The sequence below is a fragment of the Pseudomonas sp. PS01298 genome, assembly GCF_029959745.1.
In the GTDB taxonomy this organism is placed as follows: Bacteria; Pseudomonadota; Gammaproteobacteria; order Pseudomonadales; family Pseudomonadaceae; genus Aquipseudomonas; species Aquipseudomonas aylmerensis.
In genome coordinates this window covers 1-20,520 of record NZ_JASCPP010000074.1, presented here as the reverse complement: position 1 = coordinate 20,520, position 20,520 = coordinate 1, and the positions used below count along the sequence as shown (strand labels likewise).

Genomic DNA, 20,520 nt, shown 5'->3' with positions numbered 1-20,520 from the left:
CCCTGACCATGACTGAGTCCGTTCTTGACTACATGACCCGCCTGGGTCGCGCTGCCCGTCAGGCCTCGCGGTTGATCGCCCGTGCGAGCACCGCGCAGAAGAACCGTGCCCTGCTGGCAGCCGCCGACGCTCTGGACGCCTCGCGCTCCGAGCTGACCGCCGCCAACGAACAGGACCTGGCCAACGGCCGCGCCAATGGCCTGGAGGCTGCGCTGCTGGACCGCCTGGCGCTGACCCCGGCACGTATCGACGATATGATCGAAGGCCTGCGTCAGGTGGCCAAGCTGCCTGACCCCATCGGTGAAATCCGCGACATGCGTTACCTGCCGTCCGGCATCCAGGTTGGCAAGATGCGGGTGCCGCTGGGCGTGATCGGCATCATCTATGAGTCGCGCCCGAACGTGACCATCGACGCCGCGAGCCTGTGCCTCAAGTCAGGCAATGCCACCATCCTGCGTGGCGGCTCCGAAGCGATCAATTCCAACCGTGCCATTGCCGCTTGCATCCAGCAGGGCCTGGCGGTGGCCGAGTTGCCGGCTGAAGTGGTGCAAGTGGTGGAAACCACCGACCGCGCCGCCGTGGGTGCCTTGATCACCATGCCGGAATTCGTCGATGTGATCGTGCCGCGCGGTGGCAAGAGCCTGATCGAACGCGTCAGCCGCGATGCCAAGGTGCCTGTCATCAAGCACCTGGACGGCGTGTGCCACGTGTTTATCGACGTGGCCGCCGATATCGACAAGGCGATCCGCATCGCCGACAACGCCAAGACTCACCGCTACGCCCCGTGCAACACCATGGAAACCCTGCTGGTGCACGCAGGCATTGCCGAGCGCGTGCTGCCGCCGCTGGCTGCCATCTACCGTGACAAGGGCGTGGAGCTGCGGGGTTGCGAGCGCACCCGTGCGCTGCTCGGCGCGGAGGTGATCGAGGCGACCGAGCTGGACTGGTACACCGAATACACCGCGCCGATCCTGTCGATCAAGATTGTCGACGACCTCGACGAGGCCATCGAACACATCAACACCTACGGCTCCAAGCACACCGATGCCATTGTTTCCGAGCATTTCAGCGATGCCCGGCGTTTCCTCAACGAAGTGGATTCCGCTTCGGTGATGATCAATGCCTCGACGCGTTTTGCCGACGGCTTCGAGTATGGCCTGGGGGCGGAGATCGGCATCTCCACCGACAAGCTCCACGCACGCGGCCCGGTTGGCCTGGAAGGCCTGACCAGCGAGAAGTACGTGGTGTTCGGCGACGGTCATGTGCGCACTTGATGGCTAAACGCATCGGGCTGCTCGGTGGCACCTTCGACCCCGTGCACATCGGCCATTTGCGCAGTGCCCTGGAAGTCGCGGATGCCCTGGCGTTGGACGAACTGCGCCTGATCCCCAATTTCCGGCCGCCGCATCGCGATACTCCACAGGTGTCGCCGCAGCAGCGCCTGGAAATGGTGCGCCTTGCCGTGGAAGGCATAGCGCCGCTGGTGGTGGACGATCGCGAGCTCAAGCGCGATAAACCGTCCTACACTGTCGACACCCTGGAGCTGATGCGCGCCGAGTTGGCCGCGGATGACCAGTTGTTTCTGCTTTTGGGCTGGGACGCATTTTGCGGCCTGCCCTCTTGGCATCGCTGGGAGGAACTCCTCCAGCATTGCCACATCCTGGTTTTGCAACGCCCGGATGCCGACAGCGAACCGCCGGATGCCTTGCGCAACCTGCTGGCCGCGCGGTCGGTAAGTGACCCCTTGGCCCTGACCGGGCCGAACGGGAATATTGCATTCGTCTGGCAGACCCCGCTTGCGGTGTCCGCCACCCAGATCCGTCAACTGCTGGCCAGCGGGAAGTCGGTACGTTTCCTGGTGCCTGACGCGGTCCTGGCCTACATCGATGCGCACGGGCTTTACCGTGCGTCGAACTGAAAAGGCGCGCTTGAACGCACGGACAACCGTGCAGCAAGCGCCCGAACATACGAGCAAAACGAGTTTTTTATGACGAACAAAGACGTAAGCAAAGTTAAGCGCAAAGGCACGTTCAAAAGCGCCCCGCTGCCGGTCGAAGCGCACACCGGCCCTGAGCTGGCTGGCGAAGAGCTGGTAAAAGTCGCCGTGGCGGCCCTGGAAGACGTGAAGGCCCAGGACATCCAGGTCCTGGACGTACGCGACAAGCAGAGCATCACCGACTTCATGATCATCGCCACCGGTACCTCCAACCGCCAGATCGGCGCGATGCTCGACAAGGTCCGCGAAGCCGTCAAGGCCCAGGGCGTCAAGCCGCTGGGTGAAGAAGGCAAGGGCGACAGCGACTGGGTGCTGCTGGACATGGACGACGTGATCGTTCACATGATGACTTCCAACGCCCGTCAGTTCTACGACCTGGAGCGTCTGTGGAAAGGCGCCGAGCAGAGCCGTGCGGCTGACGGCAAGCACCACAGCCCGGAAGTGGGCCACGCGCACTTCGACAAGCTCAACAAAGACCAGGAATAAGGAACGGCTGTGCGCCTGCGTCTGATTGCTGTCGGTTCACGCATGCCCAAGTGGGTGGAAGAAGGCTGGCACGAGTATGCCAAGCGTCTGCCCGCTGAGCTGTCGCTGGAACTGGTAGAGATACCGCTCAATACCCGGGGCAAGAATGCCGACGTGGCACGCTTTATCCGTCAGGAAGGCGAGGCCATGCTGGCCAAGGTCGGCCCCAACGAGCGCATCGTCACCCTCGAAGTGCACGGCAAACCCTGGAGCACCGAGCAACTGGCGGTCGAGCTGGATCGCTGGCGCCTGGACTCGCGCACGGTCAACTTCATGGTTGGCGGCCCGGAAGGGCTGGCGCCGGAAGTCTGCGCACGGGCGGATCAGCGCTGGTCGCTGTCGGCGCTGACGCTGCCGCACCCGTTGGTAAGGATCCTGATCGGTGAACAGCTGTATCGCGCCTGGACAGTTCTGTCCGGGCACCCTTACCACAAATAATCTGCGCCCCTCCCGATGACCCAGCCGATCCGCATCAAGGACCACGAGAAAGACGCACGTCTGGTACGCGCGCGCGTGGTGTTTGGCGCGATCATGGTCGTGGTGCTGTTGGGGGTGCTGATTGCCCGCCTGTATTTCCTGCAGGTGATCCAGTACGACTATCACTCCACCTTGTCGGAAAACAACCGGGTGCACGTGCAGCCGATTCCGCCGACCCGTGGCCTGATTTTCGACCGCAATGGCGTGGTGGTCGCGGATAACCGTCCCAGCTTCAGCCTGAGCATGACCCGCGAGCGTTCCGGCGACTGGCAGCAGATCCTCGATGTCATTGTCGAGGTGCTGCAGCTGACTCCGGAAGACCGGGTGATTTTCGAGAAGCGCATGAAGCAGGGGCGCCGGCCTTTCGAGCCGGTGCCGATCCTGTTTGAGCTGACCGAAGAGCAGATCGCGCGGATCGCGGTGAACCAGTTCCGCCTGCCGGGCGTGGAAGTGGTCGCACAGTTAGTGCGTCACTACCCGCAGGGGCCGCACTTTGCGCACTCGGTCGGCTACATGGGGCGGATCAACGAGAAAGAGCTGAAAAGCCTCGACCCGGTCAACTACAGCGGCACCCACCATATCGGCAAAACCGGCATCGAGCGTTTCTACGAGCCGGAACTGCACGGCCAGGTAGGTTACGAAGAAGTCGAAACCAACGCGCGCGGGCGCGTGCTGCGGGTGCTCAAGCGGACCGACCCGGTGCCGGGCAAGGACATTGTGCTGAGCCTGGACATCAAGCTGCAGGAAGCGGCGGAGATGGCCCTGGGTGGGCGTCGTGGCGCGGTCGTGGCGCTGGACCCGAATACCGGCGAAGTGCTGGCGATGGTCAGCCAGCCGAGCTTCGACCCTAACCTGTTCGTTACCGGGATCAGCTTCAAGGCCTACGCCGAGTTGCGTGATTCCATCGACCGACCGCTGTTCAACCGCGTGTTGCGCGGCCTGTACCCGCCGGGTTCGACGATCAAGCCGGCGGTGGCGATTGCCGGCCTGGATGCGGGCGTGGTCACCGCCTCCAGCCGCGTGTTCGACCCGGGCTACTACATGCTGCCCAACTACGATCACAAATACCGTAACTGGAACCGCACCGGTGACGGCTATGTCGACCTGGACACCGCGATCATGCGCTCCAACGACACCTATTTTTACGACCTGGCCCACAAGCTTGGCATCGACCGTTTGTCTGCCTACATGGGCAAGTTCGGCCTGGGCCAGAAAGTCTCCCTGGACATGTTCGAGGAATCCCCTGGCCTGATGCCATCGCGCGAGTGGAAGCGCGCGACCCGTCGCCAGGCCTGGTTCCCGGGCGAAACCCTGATCCTCGGGATCGGCCAGGGCTACATGCAGGCCACGCCGCTGCAACTGGCCCAGGCCACGGCGCTGGTGGCGAACAAAGGCGTCTGGAATCGGCCGCACCTGGCCAGGACCATCGAGGGCGAAAAGCCGCTGGATGAAAACCCGATCCCGGACATCGTGCTGCGCGACCCGTCGGACTGGACCAAGGTCAACCACGGCATGCAGCAAGTGATGCACGGCGCCCGTGGCACCGCGCGCAAGGCGGCGGTCGGCGCGCAGTACCGCATTGCCGGCAAGAGCGGGACCGCCCAGGTGGTCGCGATCAAGCAGGGCGAGAAATATGACCGCTCCAAGGTTCAGGAGCGCCACCGTGACCACGCCTTGTTTGTCGGCTTTGCCCCGGCGGACGACCCGAAAATCGTGGTGGCGGTGATGGTCGAGAACGGCGAGTCCGGCTCCGGCGTTGCTGCGCCCGTGGTGCGCCAAGTGATGGATGCCTGGCTGTTGGCCGACGACGGCAGGCTCAAGCCCGAATATGGCGGCCCCCCTTCAAGCACCGAGGTTACGGCCAGTGAAGAGTAATTTTGACCGCATCCTCTCCAGCGAGGATGTGATGCGTCGCCGCGCGACGTTGCTGCAGCGCATGCACATCGATGGCCCGTTGCTGATCCTGCTCCTGACCCTGGCGGCCGGCAGCCTGTTCGTGCTGTATTCGGCCAGCGGCAAGAACTGGGACCTGCTGATCAAGCAGGCCTCGTCGTTCGGCCTTGGCCTGTTGTCGATGCTGGTGATTGCCCAGCTCGAACCGCGTTTCATGGCGCGGTGGGTGCCCTTGGGCTACGTTGCCGGCGTATTGCTATTGGTGGTGGTGGACGTGATGGGCCACAACGCCATGGGGGCGACGCGCTGGATCAACATTCCCGGGGTGATTCGCTTCCAGCCGTCGGAATTCATGAAGATCCTGATGCCGGCGACCATTGCCTGGTATCTGTCCAAACGCACCTTGCCGCCGCAGCTCAAGCATGTGGCCATCAGCCTGTTCCTGATCGGCGTGCCGTTTATCCTGATCGTGCGCCAGCCAGACCTCGGCACCTCGCTGCTGATCCTGGCGGGCGGTGCGTTCGTGCTGTTCATGGGCGGGCTGCGCTGGCGCTGGATCCTCAGCGTGCTGGCCGCCGCCGTGCCGGTGGCCGTGGCCATGTGGTTCTTCTTCATGCACGACTACCAGAAGCAACGGATCCTGACTTTCCTCGACCCGGAAAGCGACCCGCTGGGCACCGGCTGGAACATTATCCAGTCGAAGGCCGCCATCGGTTCCGGCGGTGTATTTGGTAAGGGTTGGTTACTGGGCACCCAGTCGCACCTGGACTTCCTGCCCGAGAGCCACACCGACTTCATTATTGCGGTGATGGGCGAAGAATTCGGCCTGGTGGGCATTTGCGCGCTGTTGCTGATTTATTTGCTGTTGATTGGTCGCGGCCTGGTGATCACCGCGCAGGCGCAGACGCTGTTCGGCAAATTGCTCGCCGGCAGCCTGACCATGACTTTTTTTGTTTACGTTTTCGTCAACATCGGTATGGTCAGTGGCCTGTTGCCGGTGGTTGGGGTGCCGTTGCCGTTCATTAGCTACGGCGGAACTTCGCTGGTGACATTGCTGTCAGCGTTTGGGGTTTTGATGTCGATTCATACGCATCGCAAATGGATCGCACAGGTTTGAATAAGGTGAAGATGTCAATGCAAGTAATGCGCGGCTGGGCGACTCGGCATGCGTCCTGGATGGGCCTGATCGGGCTGCTGGGGGCAACGCAGGAGGTGCAGGCCGGTGACTACGATGGCTCACCCCAGGTCGCCGAATTTGTCGGTGAGATGACCCGCGACTACGGTTTCGCCGGTGAACAACTGATGGGCGTGTTCCGCGAAGCCCAGCGCAAGCAGGCGATTCTCGACGCCATCTCCCGTCCCGCCGAGCGCGTGAAGCAGTGGAAGGAATATCGTCCGATGTTCCTGACCGACGCCCGCGTGGCCCGTGGCGTGGACTTCTGGCGCCAGCACGAGGCCGTACTGGCCCGCGCCGAGCAGGAGTACGGCGTGCCGGCCCAGGTGATTGTCGCAATTATCGGCATCGAAACCTTCTACGGCCGCAACACCGGCAGCTACCGGGTGATCGATGCCCTGTCGACCCTGGGTTTCGACTACCCGCCGCGCGCCGACTTCTTCCGCAAGGAGCTGCGTGAGTTCCTGCTGTTGGCCCGCGAAGAGCAGGTCGACCCGCTGACCCTCAAGGGTTCCTACGCCGGTGCCATGGGCCTGCCGCAGTTCATGCCGAGCAGCTTCCGCGCTTATGCCGTGGATTTTGACGGCGACGGACACATCAATATCTGGAGCAATCCCGACGACGCCATCGGCAGTGTGGCCAGCTACTTCAAGCGCCACGGCTGGGTCGCCGGCGAACCGGTGGTGATCCGCGCCGATGTGACCGGCGATCGCGCCGATGAAGGCCTGACCCAGGGTATCGAGCCGGCCAAGACGGTCGGGGAGTTGCGGGCGCTGGGCTGGTCGAGTCAGAATGCGCCACGCGATGATATGCCGGTGACGGCGTTCCGCCTCGAAGGCGAAAATGGCCCTGAATACTGGATGGGCCTGAAGAATTTCTACGCAATCACGCGTTATAACCGCAGTGTGATGTACGCCATGGCCGTGCATCAGCTGTCAGACATGCTGGTCCAAGCACGGGGCAACAAGTAATGCGGGCATCGCCGTTCAATAAACCGCTCAAGCTGGTGGCGTTCGCCGCGTTGTCCTTGCTGGTTGTCAGTTGTTCCACCAGTCGCGGTCCGGCGCAGAAGTCCGGCGGCACCGCCATCCGTTCCCAGCCTGGCCTGGACATCAACCGCGCGCACAAAGATGGCGCGCCATGGTGGGATGTCGACGTATCGAAGATCCCGGATGCCACGCCAACCCTGCACACCGGCGCCTACAAGGCCAACCCGTATACCGTGCTGGGCAAGACCTATTTCCCGCTGCAGGAATCCAAGACCTACGTGCAATCGGGCACGGCGTCCTGGTACGGCACCAAGTTCCATGGCCAGAACACCGCCAATGGCGAAGTGTATGACCTGTATGGCATGAGCGCGGCGCACAAGACCCTGCCGCTGCCCAGCTATGTGCGCGTGACCAACCTGGACAACAATCGCACGGTGATCCTGCGCGTCAACGATCGTGGGCCGTTCTATTCGGACCGGATCATCGACTTGTCCTACGCCGCCGCGAAGAAACTCGGCTACGCCGAAACCGGCACCGCGCGGGTCAAGGTCGAAGGCATCGACCCGGCGCAGTACTGGGCCCAGCGTGGCAAGCCGGCGCCGTTGATGCTCAACGAACCGCAAACGCCGCAACCACAGATTACCGCGTCGGCCGGCAAGGTCGAGCAGTGGACACCGCCGCCGGCGCAGCACGCGCCGGACACCGTGGCCGTGCCTCAGGCCGCGCCGGGCAGTTCGATGGCGGGCGGGCAGTACCTGCAGGTGGGCGCTTTCGCCAACCCGGATGCGGCAGAACTGTTAAGGTCCAAGCTGAGCAGCATGGTCAGCGCGCCGGTCTTCATCAGCTCCATCGTGCGTAACCAGCAGACCCTGCACCGTGTGCGCATGGGCCCGATCGGCTCGCCGAGCGAGGTCGCGCAAGTGCAGAACAGCGTGCGCCTGGCCAACCTGGGGCAACCCAGCGTGGTCACCGCCGAATAAGAAAGATTGATGGTTCTGGCCCGTGCGCGGGCTTGAACCCTGGTTGTTGGCTCGTTGAACAATAAAAACCCAGGGGCAAGGGGTGAGCGGGCAACCGAACACGTGACAGTCTGGTAGCGGGCTGTCTGAATAAGTTTTGCCCGCGAGGGCAAGTTTCCATAAGCAATTTCGAGAGACGGATGAACATCACCACCTTAGCCAAACGCACGTGCCTGCTTCTTTCGCTGATCATCACCCCGGCCGCCTGGGCGGTTGAAATGGTGCCGGCTTCCCCGCAACTGGCTGCCAAGGCCTGGGTCCTCATGGATGCCGCCAGCGGCAACGTGCTGGTCGAGAACAACGGTGACCAGCGCCTGCCCCCAGCCAGCCTGACCAAGCTGATGACCGCCTACATCGCGACCCTGGAAATCCGTCGCGGCCAGATCGGCGAGAACGACCCGGTTACCGTCAGCGAAAACGCCTGGCGCACCGGCGGTTCGCGGATGTTCATCAAGGTCGGCTCGCAAGTGACCGTGAGCGACCTGCTGCACGGCATCATCATTCAGTCCGGTAACGACGCCAGCGTGGCCCTGTCCGAGCACATCGCCGGCAGCGAAGACGCGTTCGCCGACATGATGAACAAAACCGTGGCTGACCTGGGCATGACCAACAGCCACTTCATGAACCCGACCGGCCTGCCAAACCCAGAGCACTACTCGTCGGCTCACGACATGGCGATCCTGGCGCGCGCGATTATCCGCGTCGATCCGGTGCACTACGCGATCTACTCCCAGAAGGAATTCTTCTGGAACAACATCAAGCAGCCTAACCGCAACCTGCTGCTGTGGCGCGACAAGACCGTCGACGGTCTGAAAACCGGCCACACCGAAGAAGCCGGTTACTGCATGGTTTCGTCCGCCGTACGTGATGGCCAGCGCCTGATCGCCGTCGTATTCGGCACCAACAGCGAGCAGGCCCGTGCGGCCGAGACGCAAAAACTGCTGACCTACGGTTTCCGCTTCTTCGAAACCCAGACCTTCTATCAGAAGGGTGCTGAGCTGGCGACCGCTCCGGTCTGGAAAGGCGCAACCTCGCAGGTCAAGGCCGGCCTGGCTGAAGACCTGACCCTGACCATGCCTAAAGGCCAGCTGAAAAAGCTCGCGGCCAGCATGACCATGAACCCGCAATTGGTCGCGCCAATCGCCAAGGGTGACGTGATCGGTAAGGTCGAAGTGAAACTGGACGACAAGGTGGTGCACAGCGCCGACCTGATCGCGCTGGACGCCGTCGACGAAGGTGGTATCTTCCGCCGCGTGTGGGATAGCATCCGTCTATTCTTCTACAGCTTGTTCAACTGATTAGTGTGCACCTGCAAAGCCCCGTGTTGATCCGACACGGGGCTTTGCCCGTCGCCACGGCTTACGCTTACGAGGCCGTTTCGCCATGACCGATAAAGAAGTAGAAGTAAAGGCGCCAAAGATCGAATTCCCAGTGACGGATTATCCCGTCAAGGTGATCAGCGATACCGGCGTGGGCCGCAAGGACAAGATTCTCGAGATCGTCAGAAAACACGCGACGATCAACGACAACCGTGTGGACGAGCGTCAGAGCTCCACCGGCAAATACACCACGATCCAGTTGCACATCGTTGCCACGGATCAGGACCAGCTCTACAACATCAACAGTGAACTGCGGGCCACCGGCTTCGTGCACATGGTGCTGTGATGTCGCATACCCTGGGCTTTCGCGAGCTCGGCCAGATGGACTATGAGCCCGTCTGGCACGCCATGCAGCGCTTCACCAATGAGCGCGGCAGCTCGGCCCCCGATGAGATCTGGCTGGTGGAACACCCGCCGGTATTTACCCAGGGCCAGGCCGGCAAGGCCGAACATCTGCTGCTGCCGGGTGATATTCCGGTGGTGCAGGTCGACCGAGGTGGCCAAGTGACTTACCATGGGCCGGGTCAACTGGTGGCGTACCTGCTGCTGGACGTACGCAAGCTTGGGTTTGGCGTACGCGACCTTGTGAGCCGCATGGAGGCTTGCCTGATCGAGCTGTTGGCCAGTTACGGCGTGACCGCCGCGGCCAAGCCCGATGCACCCGGTGTGTATGTGGACGGCGCGAAAATCGCCTCCCTCGGTTTGCGCATCCGCCACGGTTGTTCCTTTCATGGCCTGGCCTTGAACGTGGACATGGACCTGGCGCCGTTTCGGCGGATCAACCCGTGCGGTTACGCCGGGCTGGCGATGACCCAACTGAGCGACCACGCCACACCGATTAAATTTGCCGAGGTAAGTGCCCGGCTGCGTGCGCAGCTCGTCAAACACCTCGACTATGCTGAGCAGACGACCCTCACGGGCGGAATCGACTGATTATGACTACTGATGCAGTGCAAACCATGATCCCGACGCTGGACATCACCGAGCGTCCGGCCCCGGCCCCGCGTGCCAAGGTGGAAGCCGGCGTCAAGCTGCGCGGCGCCGAGAAGGTTGCACGCATCCCGGTCAAGATCATCCCGACCACCGAACTGCCGAAGAAGCCTGACTGGATCCGCGTGCGCATCCCGGTTTCGCCGGAAGTCGACCGTATCAAGGCCCTGCTGCGCAAACACAAGCTGCACAGCGTGTGCGAAGAAGCCTCCTGCCCGAACCTGGGTGAGTGCTTCTCCGGCGGCACCGCCACGTTCATGATCATGGGTGATATCTGCACCCGTCGTTGCCCGTTCTGCGACGTCGGCCACGGCCGGCCGAAGCCACTGGACGCCAACGAACCGGAAAGCCTGGCCATCGCCATCGCCGACCTGAAACTCAAGTACGTGGTGATCACCTCGGTAGACCGTGACGACCTGCGTGACGGCGGTGCCCAGCACTTTGCCGACTGCATCCGCGAAATTCGCAAACTGTCGCCGAACGTGATGCTCGAAACCCTGGTGCCCGACTACCGTGGCCGCATGGACGTAGCGCTGGAAATCACCGCTGCCGAGCCGCCGGATGTGTTCAACCACAACCTGGAAACCGTGCCACGCCTGTACAAGGCCGCGCGCCCGGGTTCGGACTACCAGTGGTCGCTGACCCTGCTGCAGAAATTCAAGCAGATGATGCCGCACATCCCGACCAAATCCGGCCTGATGCTGGGCTTGGGCGAGACCGACGACGAAGTGATCGAAGTCATGAAGCGCATGCGCGAACACGACATCGACATGCTGACCCTGGGCCAGTACCTGCAGCCGTCCCGCAGCCACTTGCCGGTCCAGCGCTTCGTGCACCCGGACACCTTCGCCTGGTTCGCCGAGGAAGGCTACAAGATGGGCTTCAAGAACGTCGCCTCGGGCCCGCTGGTACGTTCCTCGTACCACGCTGACGAACAGGCCAAGCTGGTCAAGGCCAGCCTGGTTTCGTAAGCCGGCCCCGATCCAATTGTAGAAGCCGGTTTGTGTGGGAGCTGGCTTGCCTGCGATAGCCTCACCTCGGTGCATCTGTTGCATCGAAGTGTCCGCATCGCCGGCAAGCCAGCTCCTACAGTTGTTTCTGCGTCACCGATATGGAGAGCATGGATGACCACTCAACTCGCGGCCGCCGTACCTGCTTTACGCAGTGAAGGCACCATCGCCCTGATCGCCCCCGCCGGCCCTGCCGCGCTGGACGTTGAAAAAGCCGGGCAATGGATGCGTGCCCGTGGCTACGACCTGCGAATCTTTCCCGGTGTGTATGAGCGCGACGGCTACCTGGCCGGCAGCGATGACGTGCGCTTGCATGACCTCCATACCGCCTTCGCCGACCCTGAAATCGATGCGATCTTCTGCCTGCGCGGAGGCTATGGCACGCCGCGCTTGCTCGATCGCCTGGATTTCGACCTGCTGCGCGCCAATCCCAAGCCGTTCGTGGGTTACAGCGACATCACCGCGGTGCACCTGGCGATCAGCCGCTACGCCGGTTTCGTGACCTTCCACGGCCCGATGCTCAATGCCGACCTGCTCGGCGACAAGCAACAACCCACCGAGTCTTCCTTGTTCAGCCTGCTGCGGGGGCAGTTGGGCAGCGGCAGCCTGTTGGCACACCCGGTGGCGTACCCGTTGACCACGATTGAGCCTGGCATTGCCTGTGGGCGCTTGCTGGGTGGCAACCTGTCGATGATCGCCGCGGTCATGGGCACCCCGTTTGAAATCGACGCGCAGGGCATCATCCTGTTGATCGAGGACGTCAACGAGCCGATCTACCGCATCGACCGCCTGCTGACGCACCTGCGCCTGGCGGGCAAGCTTGCACAAGTGGCCGGTGTGCTGGTGGGGGATGTGGCGGGTGTGGACGCTGTGGCGCTGGAGCGCCTGCTTAAACAGACCTTCGCCCCATTGGGCATTCCGGTGTTGTCTGGCTGGCGCAGCGGGCATTGCGACCCGAACCTGACGCTGCCGATGGGCGCGCTGGTGCGGTTGGATGCGGGGGAGAAGCGGTTGGTGCTGGAGCAGGATGTCGTGCTCAAAGGCTGAGTTTGATGTTGCCCGTCAGGCCGTCTTCGCAGGCAAGCCAGCTCCCACATTTGGAATGCATTCCCCTGTGGGAGCTGGCTTGCCTGCGATGGCGGTAGTTGCCTTACGACGCTCTACCGGGTTTGCAGCGACTCCAGCAGTTTAACCGTCGGCCAGCCAGCTCCCACATTTGGAATGTATTCCCCTGTGGGAGCTGGCTTGCCTGCGATAGCGGTAGTTGCCTTACGACGCCTTACCGGGTCTGCAGTGACTCCAGCAGTTTCACTGTCGGATAGCCATCTGCCGGCCAGCCAGCTCCCACATTTGGAATGCATTCCCCTGTGGGAGCTGGCTTGCCTGCAATAGCGGTAATTGCTTTACGACGCCCTACCGGTTCTGCAGTGACTCCAGCAGTTTCACTGTCGGATAGCCATCCGCCGGCCAGCCCAGCGCCTGCTGGGCTGCACGAATCGCCTTGCGCGTGTTGGCGCCGATGATGCCGTCCGGGTTGCCGGCGTCATAGCCTTTGGCGCTCAGCGCCGTCTGCAGGTCTATGCGCTGGGAGCGACTCAGCGGCAGCTCATCCTTGGGCCAATCGCCACGAATCACGCCGCCGCCGGCGAAGCGCTCCGACAGCAGCCCCACCGCCAATGCATAGGACGACGAGTTGTTGTACTTGAGGATCGCGCGGAAGTTATCCAGCACCAGGAACGCCGGCCCACGGTAGCCGGCCGGCAGCAGCAGGGCGGCGGATAACGAATCGACATTCGGTGGCAGGCTCGCGCCAGGTGGCAACTGAATCCCCAACTTCAGCCATTCGGCCACGCTTTTGCGGATGCCGCCATCGGCCAGTGCATAGTCGAAGTTCGCCGGCAATTGCTTGACTTCAAAGCCCCACGGCTGGCCTTTCTGCCAGCCGGAGCTTTGCAGGTAATGCGCGGTGGAGGCGAGGGCATCGGCAGGGCTGTTCCAGATGTCGCGGCGACCGTCGCCGTCGAAGTCCACGGCGTGGGTGTTGTAGGTCGTCGGGATGAACTGGGTCTGGCCCATGGCGCCAGCCCAGGAGCCTTTCATCTGGTCGGCCTGGATATCGCCGTGCTGGATGATCTGCAGCGCCGCGAGCAATTGCGCCTGGGCAAAGGCCGGGCGACGGCCTTCATAGGCGAGGGTCGCCAGGGAGCGGATCACGGAGTTGTTGCCCTGGAACTGGCCGAAGTTACTCTCCATGCCCCACACCGATACCAGTGCCTGACGGTCGACGCCGTAGCGTTGTTCGATGCTTTGCAGGATGTCAGTGTACTTGATCAGCAGCGCCTGGCCATTGCGCACCCGCACCGGCGACAGCGCGCCGTCGAGGTATTCCCACACCGGACGGGAAAATTCCGGCTGGCTGCGGTCGGCACGAATCACGGCCATGTCGGGGGTGACATTGGCGAAGGCATTGTCGAACACGGCGGCAGTGATGCCGGCCTGCAGGGCTTGCACACGAAAGCCAGCCTGCCATTCGGCAAAGGTCTGGGTCGGTTGGATATCGAGGTTGTCCACGGCCAGCGGGGCGACGACGGCGGGCGCTGCGACAGGGGCGGTCTGGAGCGTCGGCAGGGGCTGGGCGTCAGCAGCGGTGGGTTTTTCCGCGCAGGCGACAAGCAGAATGAGGCTGGAGGCAGCGATCAATTGGCGAAGGTGCCAACGACGGGAAAGACTAGAGGGCATGCACAGGTCCAGGGATTACAAATCAGGTGCAGACCTTATCATGCCAGAGGGGCGCTTGCCTTCAGGCAGCCAGAAAGTAAGAAGCCTCCCAGCTATTAGACTGGAAGGCTTCGCGGCGGTAGCTGCCTTTGCCCTTGCCGGCGCGTTCCTGACGGCTGCGGAACAGTGGCTGGGCGATGATGGATTTGGCCTTGTTGGGGCCATGCTTGGATGGCTTTTTGCTCATGGTCGGTACTCTCGTGGGGTGGGGCAACGGCGCAAATAATCTGCCGAAGTTGCGCCGCTGTAAAGCCCGCTGATATGTCAGACCGTGCGCCATAACTTGTAGGCACCGATTGGCGGGCGATGGCGTTCCTGGGATCACGGCTGCCCCCGAGGGGCTCATCGCCGGCCGGCCGGCGCCTACAGGGCGCTGGGCTATTCGGCGGGCAATGTCAGGCGCTGGCCGGCCATCAACAGCGACAGGCGACTCAGGCTCATCCATGGCGAACCGGCCGCTTGGCCCTTGATCTGCGCATCGATGCGCTGCGCTTCCAGCAGCAGTTGCGCCCAGCGTTGCGCCGAGTGCCGTTGCAGGGCTTTGCTCATCAGGGGTTTGCGCTTGTCCCATACCGGCGGCCGGGCCTGGCTGAAGCATTTGTCCAGCGGCGTGCCCTGGCTGTATTGCAGGGAGATATTGGCCAGTACCCGCAGTTCGCGGGCCAGCGCCCAGAGAATCACCGGTGGCTCGACGCCTTCGCCGCGCAGGCCTTCGAGCATGCGCAGGGCGTGGGCGGGTTCACCGTTGAGGATCGCGTCCACCAGCCCGAACACGTCAAAACGCGCACTGTCGGCCACGGCGCCCTGGACGGTCTCGACGGTAATCTGCCCGTCTTCGGCCATCAGCTTGAGCTTCTCGATCTCCTGGGCGGCGGCAAGCAGGTTGCCTTCCACGCGGGCGGCGATCAGCTCCACGGCGTCCTGGGTCGCCGACAGGCCGGATTGGGACAGGCGCTGGCGAATCCATTGCGGCAACTGGTTGCTGTCCACCGGCCAGATCTGGATGAACTGGGTTTGCGCCCCTTCCACCAGGGCCTTGCCCCACTTGGTTTTCTGTGCGCTGCCGTCAAGCTTGGGCAGGCTGATCAACAGCACCGTGTCCTCGGCGGGGCGCGAGCAGTATTCCATCAGGGCGGCCGCGCCTTTGTCGCCGGGCTTGCCCGAAGGCAGGCGCAGTTCCAGCAGGCGCTTTTCGGCAAACAGCGACATGCTCGCGCCGGCTTGCAGCAACGTGCCCCAGTCGAAACTGGCGTCGGCGCTGAAGACCTGGCGTTCATCGAAGCCTTGCTGGCGTGCGGCGGTGCGAATGGCGTCGGCGGCTTCCTGGCACAGCAGCGGGTCATCCCCGCTGACAATGTAGACAGGCGCGAGGCCACCTTGCAGGTGTTTGGCGAGTTGGGCGGGGGCGAGTTTCATAGGCAGGGCGAACGGGGCGCCTGGGGCGCCCCGTCGGGCTTACTCGACTGGGACTTCAACAGGCGACTGTTTCGGCGTGTTGTCTTCGTACTCTTGCGCCGCTTTCAGCGCGTCGGCATCGGCCTTGGCCTTGTCGTCAGCGCGTTGTTGCAAGGTCGCGAGTTGTTCCGGGGTGATCATCGACAGGCGCAGGACCATGCGCTGTACCAGCTCACGACGCATTTCCTTGCGCACCTGGATGATTTCGGAGTCCGAGCCCACGAGGTTGTTGCCGTCGTGGCTGACGATTTTCTGCACCTGGATGTCGTCATTCATCAAGGGCAGGTGATCGCGACCCTGGACTTCAAAGCTGAGCACGGTGCTTAGTTCGATGTCAGAGGCACGGCCGGCACTGGCGTAGCTCAGGTTGCGCTGGGTCTCTTTTTCATTGGCCAGGAACAGCTTGTAGGTCGCGCCGGTGTAGACGTGAACGCCGCTGTTTTCCAGGACCTGACGCAGCTGGGTGACGGTTTCGCTGTAGGCGTCGCGGGCGCTGACGTCCAGTTCCTTGATCGCCAGTTCGTTGGTGCCGGTACCGCGCAGCTGGAAGCCGCAAGCGCTCAGCAGCACGGCGAGGCCCATAACCAGCAGGTTGCGTTTGATCATTTTGTTGCTCCCCTTGAAACCATGTGGGCCTTATCGAGGCCCTGAAGGCTTTGTTCGGCGCAGGGCTCAAGCCCTGCGCCCGATCCGATTAGCTAGCGACGATGTTGACCAGTTTGCCAGGCACCACGATCACTTTGCGGATCGTCAGGCCTTCGGTAAAGCGCAGCACGTTCTCGTTGACGCGTGCGACTGCTTCGACTTCCTCGCGAGTAGCGGTGGCCGGCATGTCGATCTGGCCACGCAGCTTGCCGTTGACCTGGATTACCAGCTGCAGCGTGTCCTGTACCAGGGCGCTGTCGTCCTGCACCGGCCAGCGCGCATCGATCACCGCGTCGCTGTGGCCCAGGCGGCTCCACAGGTCGTGGCTGATGTGCGGGGTGATCGGCGCGAGCAGCAGGGTGACTGTTTCCAGGCCTTCCTGTACCAGCGCGCGGTCCTGTTCGGTGGCCTGTGGGGCTTTTTCCAGCACGTTCATCAGCGTCATCACCTGGGCGATGGCGGTGTTGAACTTGTGGTTCTGGCCCACGTCCTGGCTGGCTTGCTTGATTGCCAGGTGGGTGCTGCGGCGAATGGCTTTCTGCTCGTCGCTCAGTGCGGCGATATCCAGCTTGCCCGGCAGGCCCTGGCTGATGTGGGCATGCGCCAGGCGCCAGACGCGCTTGAGGAAACGGTGCGAACCTTCGACGCCGGAGTCGGACCATTCGGCGCTCATGTCGGGCGGCGAGGCGAACATCATGAACAGGCGGCAGGTGTCGGCGCCGAACTGGTCGATCATCGACTGGGGGTCGACGCCGTTGTTCTTCGACTTGGCCATCTTCTCGGTGCCACCGATTTCCACCGGCAGGCCGTCGGCGATCAGCTTGGCGCTGATGACCTTGGCTTTGCTGTCGCGCTCGAGCTCGACGTCGGCCGGATTGAACCAGGTGTAGGCGCCGTTGGCTTCGCGGCGATAGTAGGTCTCGGCGACCACCATGCCCTGGGTCAGCAGGTTCTTGAACGGCTCATCGGAGCTCACCAGGCCTTCGTCGCGCATCAGCTTGTGGAAGAAGCGCGCGTACAGCAGGTGAAGAATGGCGTGTTCGATACCGCCGATGTACTGGTCTACCGGCAGCCAGTGGTCGGCCGCGGATTTTTCCACCAGGCCGCCTTCATAGTGCGGCGAAGCGTAGCGTGCGTAGTACCACGAGGACTCGACGAAGGTGTCCATGGTGTCGGTTTCACGCTTGGCAGGCTGGCCGCATTTCGGGCAGCTGCACTCGTAGAACTCGGGCATGCGCGCCAGGGGCGAGCCAGCGCCGTCCGGCACCACGTCTTCCGGCAGGACGACCGGCAGTTGGTCTTCCGGCACGGGGACGTCACCGCAGCTGTCGCAGTGGATGATCGGGATCGGGCAGCCCCAGTAGCGCTGGCGGCTGATGCCCCAGTCGCGCAGGCGGAACTGGGTGCGCGAGGCACCGAGGTTTTTCTTCACCAGTGCAACTTCGATCGCGTCGAAAGCGCCCTGGAAGTCCAGGCCGTCAAATTCACCGGAGTTGATCAGTGTGCCGTGCTCGCCGTAGGCGTCCTGCCACGGGGCCGGGTTGGTGTCGCCCGAGCTGGTGCGCACCACGGACTTGATCGGCAGGCTGTATTTGGTGGCGAACTCGAAATCGCGTTCGTCGTGGGCCGGTACTGCCATTACTGCGCCATCGCCGTAATGCATCAGCACGTAGTTGGCGACCCACACCGGCAGTTTTTCGCCGGTCAGCGGGTGCTCGACGAACAGCCCGGTCGGCAGGCCTTTTTTCTCCTGGGTGGCGACGTCGGCTTCGGCCACGCTGCCGCCTTTGCATTCGGCGATGAACGCCTGCAGCTCAGGGTTGTTCTGTGCGGCCTGGGTGGCCAGCGGGTGCTCAGCGGCCACGGCGACGTAGGTCGCGCCCATCAGGGTGTCCGGACGGGTGGTGAAGACTTTGAGTGCGCCCGCTTCGCCGATCGAGTCGACGTTGTACGGGAACTGCACTTCCATGCCCTTGGACTTGCCGATCCAGTTGCGCTGCATGGTCTTGACCTGTTCAGGCCAGCCCGGCAAGTCATCGAGGCTCGACAGCAGTTCATCCGCGTAGGCGGTGATCTTGAAGTAGTACATCGGGATTTCGCGCTTTTCGATCAGCGCGCCGGAGCGCCAGCCGCGACCGTCGATCACCTGCTCGTTGGCCAGTACGGTCTGGTCGAGCGGGTCCCAGTTCACGGTGCCGCTCTTCTTGTAGATCACACCTTTTTCGAACAGGCGCGTGAACAGCCATTGTTCCCAGCGGTAGTAATCCGGCTTGCAGGTGGTCACTTCGCGAGACCAGTCTACCGCCAGGCCCAGGCTGCGCAGCTGGGTCTTCATGTAGGCGATGTTTTCGTAGGTCCACTTGGCGGGCGCCACGTTGTTTTTCATCGCGGCGTTTTCTGCCGGCATGCCGAAGGCGTCCCAACCCATGGGTTGCAGGACGTTCTTGCCTTGCATGCGCTGGTAGCGCGAGATGACGTCGCCGATGGTGTAGTTACGCACGTGCCCCATGTGTAGCTTGCCGCTGGGGTAAGGGAACATCGATAGGCAGTAGTAAGTCTCCTTGCCTGGCTGTTCACTGACTTCAAAGGACTTTTGCTCGTCCCAGAAGGTTTGGGCGGCATTTTCTATTTCACGGGGCTGATATTGTTCGTGCATGGCTACTTTTGAACTGAATAGGGGTGGCCTAATCCTCTTCGGTGCACTGTCCGGGTTGTTCGACACCAAAAAGCGGCGCGTCCGTGCCCAAACCCTGCGGGAAGTGGAGTTACAGGAAGCGCCGTAGCATACATGACCCCACTCTATCGAGGGAAACCCTGATTGCGCAGGCAGGGCCGTCTGTCGCGGCGCCAGGCAGGTGCAGCCACTAGGACTACGCTGTTTATTGGGGAATGAGTCATATCTTCAATGAGGTGAGGGGATGGTTGAATCGCAGCGAATCGCAACGAAACCGGAAATCTACGAAGGACTGATCGACCGATTGGGTCGTGCATTGGATGCAGCGAGAACAGCGGGCCGATTGCGTGATGAACGGCCTGTCGAGTTGGAACTGCGCGGTCTGAGCCGCGCGGAGCTGGAACTGATCAAGGCTTATCTGGAACGAAACGGGCGCAGTGCGCCTCCTTGGGTAGCACCCCCGCCAGCCAAGGAACCCACGCACTCAGCCAAGGTGGTGTGGCTCAAGGACTTGTCGGCCGGTCGCGGCCCGGAAAAGCTCCGGTCCGTCCGCTACAAGTAGTTCATTCCCCCCTGAGCTGCGTTATCGCGTCATGTCAGCGTAAAGATTGTCGCTAAACCCCGTTACACCTTAGGCTTCGGGCATCTATGGAGATGCCCGATGCCTATTCGCTATTTCATTAAACAACTGCTCTTGCCGCCCGGCATCCTCTTGCTGTTGCTGGCGCTTGCCTGGTGGTTTCGTCGCAGCCGCCCACGCTTGGCCGGTGTCTGTTTTGCCCTCGGGTTGGGCGGCATGTGGTTGATCAGCCTGCCGGTGATGGTGGAGTGGGGCGCCCGTGCGCTGGAGACCGAACCGCCGCTGGCGCGGGAAGACTGGTCGACCCTGGCCCAGCGTGCCGATGCCATTGTGGTGCTCGGCTCCGGCCGCGAACGCGGTGACCCGGCATGGGGCGCAGATCAGCCGACTGGTATCGGCCTGGAGCGCCAGCGCTATGCCGCGCGCCTGGCCAAGGCATCCGGGTTGCCGGTGCTGACCACCGGCGGCCTGCATTACGGCACGCCGCCCAGCGAGGCCGAGTTGATGGCGGTGTCGATGCACGACGACTTCGGCGTGTCGGTGCGCTGGAAGGAAGAGCGCAGCCGTACTACCTGGGAAAATGCGCAAATGAGTGCCGAAATATTGCTGCCCGAAGGCATCAAGCGCGTGGTGGTGGTGACCCAGGCCTGGCACATGCCGCGCTCGGTGTGGAGCTTTGAAAAGGCTGGCTTTACCGTGGTCCCGGCGCCGGTAGGCTTCCTGGGCGTGGACAATGCCCGGCCACTGGGCGGTTGGATGCCGGAATTCAAGTCGGTGTGGCAGAGCGGACAGTTGATCAACGAGGCGGTAGGGCAGGTGGGTTATCGGTTGTTCTACCGCTAGCGCCGCCCTGCAAATGTGGGAGCGGGCTTGCTCGCGAAGGGGTGTGTCAGTCAACGTAGCTGTGGCTGAACCAACGCCTTCGCGAGCAAGCCC

At 62.7% G+C, this 20,520-nt stretch carries 20 protein-coding genes; 15 read left to right on the top strand and 5 right to left on the bottom strand.

Translation table 11 applies throughout. The features are described from left to right. Positions 1 to 8 precede the first annotated feature (8 nt). From QMX97_RS22160 to QMX97_RS22100, 13 genes are all read left to right on the top strand, one after another. Positions 9 to 1,274 carry a glutamate-5-semialdehyde dehydrogenase gene (locus QMX97_RS22160; RefSeq protein ID WP_282397615.1) on the top strand — a complete coding sequence of 422 codons (1,266 nt, stop codon included), beginning with the start codon at positions 9 to 11 and terminating at the stop codon, positions 1,272 to 1,274. Beyond that, positions 1,274 to 1,918, top strand: a complete 645-nt coding sequence (nadD, locus tag QMX97_RS22155) for a nicotinate-nucleotide adenylyltransferase (RefSeq protein WP_120450098.1) — start codon at positions 1,274 to 1,276, stop codon at positions 1,916 to 1,918. Before QMX97_RS22160 ends, nadD begins: the two co-directional genes overlap by 1 nt. 69 nt (positions 1,919 to 1,987) lie before the next feature. Continuing rightward, a complete protein-coding gene (rsfS, locus tag QMX97_RS22150; protein WP_003215432.1) occupies positions 1,988 to 2,482 on the top strand; it encodes a ribosome silencing factor in 495 nt (164 codons plus the stop codon). Between the two features lie 9 nt (positions 2,483 to 2,491). Continuing rightward, positions 2,492 to 2,959, top strand: a complete 468-nt coding sequence (gene rlmH, locus QMX97_RS22145) for a 23S rRNA (pseudouridine(1915)-N(3))-methyltransferase RlmH (protein ID WP_003176297.1) — start codon at positions 2,492 to 2,494, stop codon at positions 2,957 to 2,959. Positions 2,960 to 2,974: 15 nt separating this feature from the next. Continuing rightward, positions 2,975 to 4,873, top strand: coding sequence for a penicillin-binding protein 2 (mrdA, locus tag QMX97_RS22140; protein WP_065910070.1), 1,899 nt, complete (start codon positions 2,975 to 2,977; stop codon positions 4,871 to 4,873). 31 nt (positions 4,874 to 4,904) lie between these two features. Continuing rightward, a complete protein-coding gene (rodA, locus tag QMX97_RS22135) occupies positions 4,905 to 6,008 on the top strand; it encodes a rod shape-determining protein RodA (protein ID WP_065910334.1) in 1,104 nt (367 codons plus the stop codon). Positions 6,009 to 6,025: 17 nt separating this feature from the next. Continuing rightward, positions 6,026 to 7,036, top strand: a complete 1,011-nt coding sequence (mltB, locus tag QMX97_RS22130) for a lytic murein transglycosylase B (protein WP_065910072.1) — start codon at positions 6,026 to 6,028, stop codon at positions 7,034 to 7,036. Continuing rightward, a complete protein-coding gene (locus tag QMX97_RS22125; RefSeq protein ID WP_065910074.1) occupies positions 7,036 to 8,034 on the top strand; it encodes a septal ring lytic transglycosylase RlpA family protein in 999 nt (332 codons plus the stop codon). The genes mltB and QMX97_RS22125 overlap by 1 nt, the downstream gene beginning before the upstream one ends. A 179-nt stretch (positions 8,035 to 8,213) precedes the next feature. Next, a complete protein-coding gene (locus tag QMX97_RS22120) occupies positions 8,214 to 9,371 on the top strand; it encodes a D-alanyl-D-alanine carboxypeptidase family protein (RefSeq protein ID WP_065910075.1) in 1,158 nt (385 codons plus the stop codon). Between the two features lie 85 nt (positions 9,372 to 9,456). After that, entirely contained in the window at positions 9,457 to 9,738 is a 282-nt protein-coding gene (locus tag QMX97_RS22115) for a DUF493 domain-containing protein (protein WP_043047980.1), read from the top strand. Continuing rightward, positions 9,738 to 10,385 carry a lipoyl(octanoyl) transferase LipB gene (gene lipB, locus QMX97_RS22110; RefSeq protein ID WP_065910077.1) on the top strand — a complete coding sequence of 216 codons (648 nt, stop codon included), beginning with the start codon at positions 9,738 to 9,740 and terminating at the stop codon, positions 10,383 to 10,385. Before QMX97_RS22115 ends, lipB begins: the two co-directional genes overlap by 1 nt. Before the next feature lie 26 nt (positions 10,386 to 10,411). Next, positions 10,412 to 11,413, top strand: coding sequence for a lipoyl synthase (gene lipA, locus QMX97_RS22105; protein ID WP_282397622.1), 1,002 nt, complete (start codon positions 10,412 to 10,414; stop codon positions 11,411 to 11,413). A gap of 153 nt (positions 11,414 to 11,566) precedes the next feature. Next, complete coding sequence (locus QMX97_RS22100) at positions 11,567 to 12,499, top strand: LD-carboxypeptidase (RefSeq protein WP_065910081.1); 933 nt, start codon at positions 11,567 to 11,569, stop codon at positions 12,497 to 12,499. A 366-nt stretch (positions 12,500 to 12,865) separates the two neighbouring features. Here the strand turns inward: QMX97_RS22100 and QMX97_RS22095 are convergent, their stop codons facing one another. The 5 genes from QMX97_RS22095 to leuS all read right to left on the bottom strand — a co-directional run bounded on the left by QMX97_RS22095 (position 12,866) and on the right by leuS (position 18,986). Further along, entirely contained in the window at positions 12,866 to 14,191 is a 1,326-nt protein-coding gene (locus QMX97_RS22095) for a lytic murein transglycosylase (protein WP_282397614.1), read from the bottom strand. A gap of 61 nt (positions 14,192 to 14,252) precedes the next feature. Then, positions 14,253 to 14,417 carry an alternative ribosome rescue factor ArfA gene (gene arfA / locus QMX97_RS22090; protein WP_003176285.1) on the bottom strand — a complete coding sequence of 55 codons (165 nt, stop codon included), beginning with the start codon at positions 14,415 to 14,417 and terminating at the stop codon, positions 14,253 to 14,255. A gap of 191 nt (positions 14,418 to 14,608) precedes the next feature. Then, complete coding sequence (gene holA, locus QMX97_RS22085; protein WP_065910085.1) at positions 14,609 to 15,646, bottom strand: DNA polymerase III subunit delta; 1,038 nt, start codon at positions 15,644 to 15,646, stop codon at positions 14,609 to 14,611. 39 nt (positions 15,647 to 15,685) lie between these two features. Continuing rightward, positions 15,686 to 16,291 carry an LPS assembly lipoprotein LptE gene (gene lptE, locus QMX97_RS22080; RefSeq protein ID WP_120450085.1) on the bottom strand — a complete coding sequence of 202 codons (606 nt, stop codon included), beginning with the start codon at positions 16,289 to 16,291 and terminating at the stop codon, positions 15,686 to 15,688. Between the two features lie 88 nt (positions 16,292 to 16,379). Then, positions 16,380 to 18,986, bottom strand: a complete 2,607-nt coding sequence (gene leuS / locus QMX97_RS22075; protein WP_282397613.1) for a leucine--tRNA ligase — start codon at positions 18,984 to 18,986, stop codon at positions 16,380 to 16,382. A gap of 262 nt (positions 18,987 to 19,248) precedes the next feature. Between leuS and QMX97_RS22070 the strand changes: the two genes are divergently transcribed. Beyond that, positions 19,249 to 19,566 carry a hypothetical protein gene (locus tag QMX97_RS22070; protein ID WP_065910089.1) on the top strand — a complete coding sequence of 106 codons (318 nt, stop codon included), beginning with the start codon at positions 19,249 to 19,251 and terminating at the stop codon, positions 19,564 to 19,566. 99 nt (positions 19,567 to 19,665) lie between these two features. Continuing rightward, complete coding sequence (locus QMX97_RS22065) at positions 19,666 to 20,427, top strand: YdcF family protein (RefSeq protein WP_106802540.1); 762 nt, start codon at positions 19,666 to 19,668, stop codon at positions 20,425 to 20,427. Positions 20,428 to 20,520: the final 93 nt, after the last annotated feature.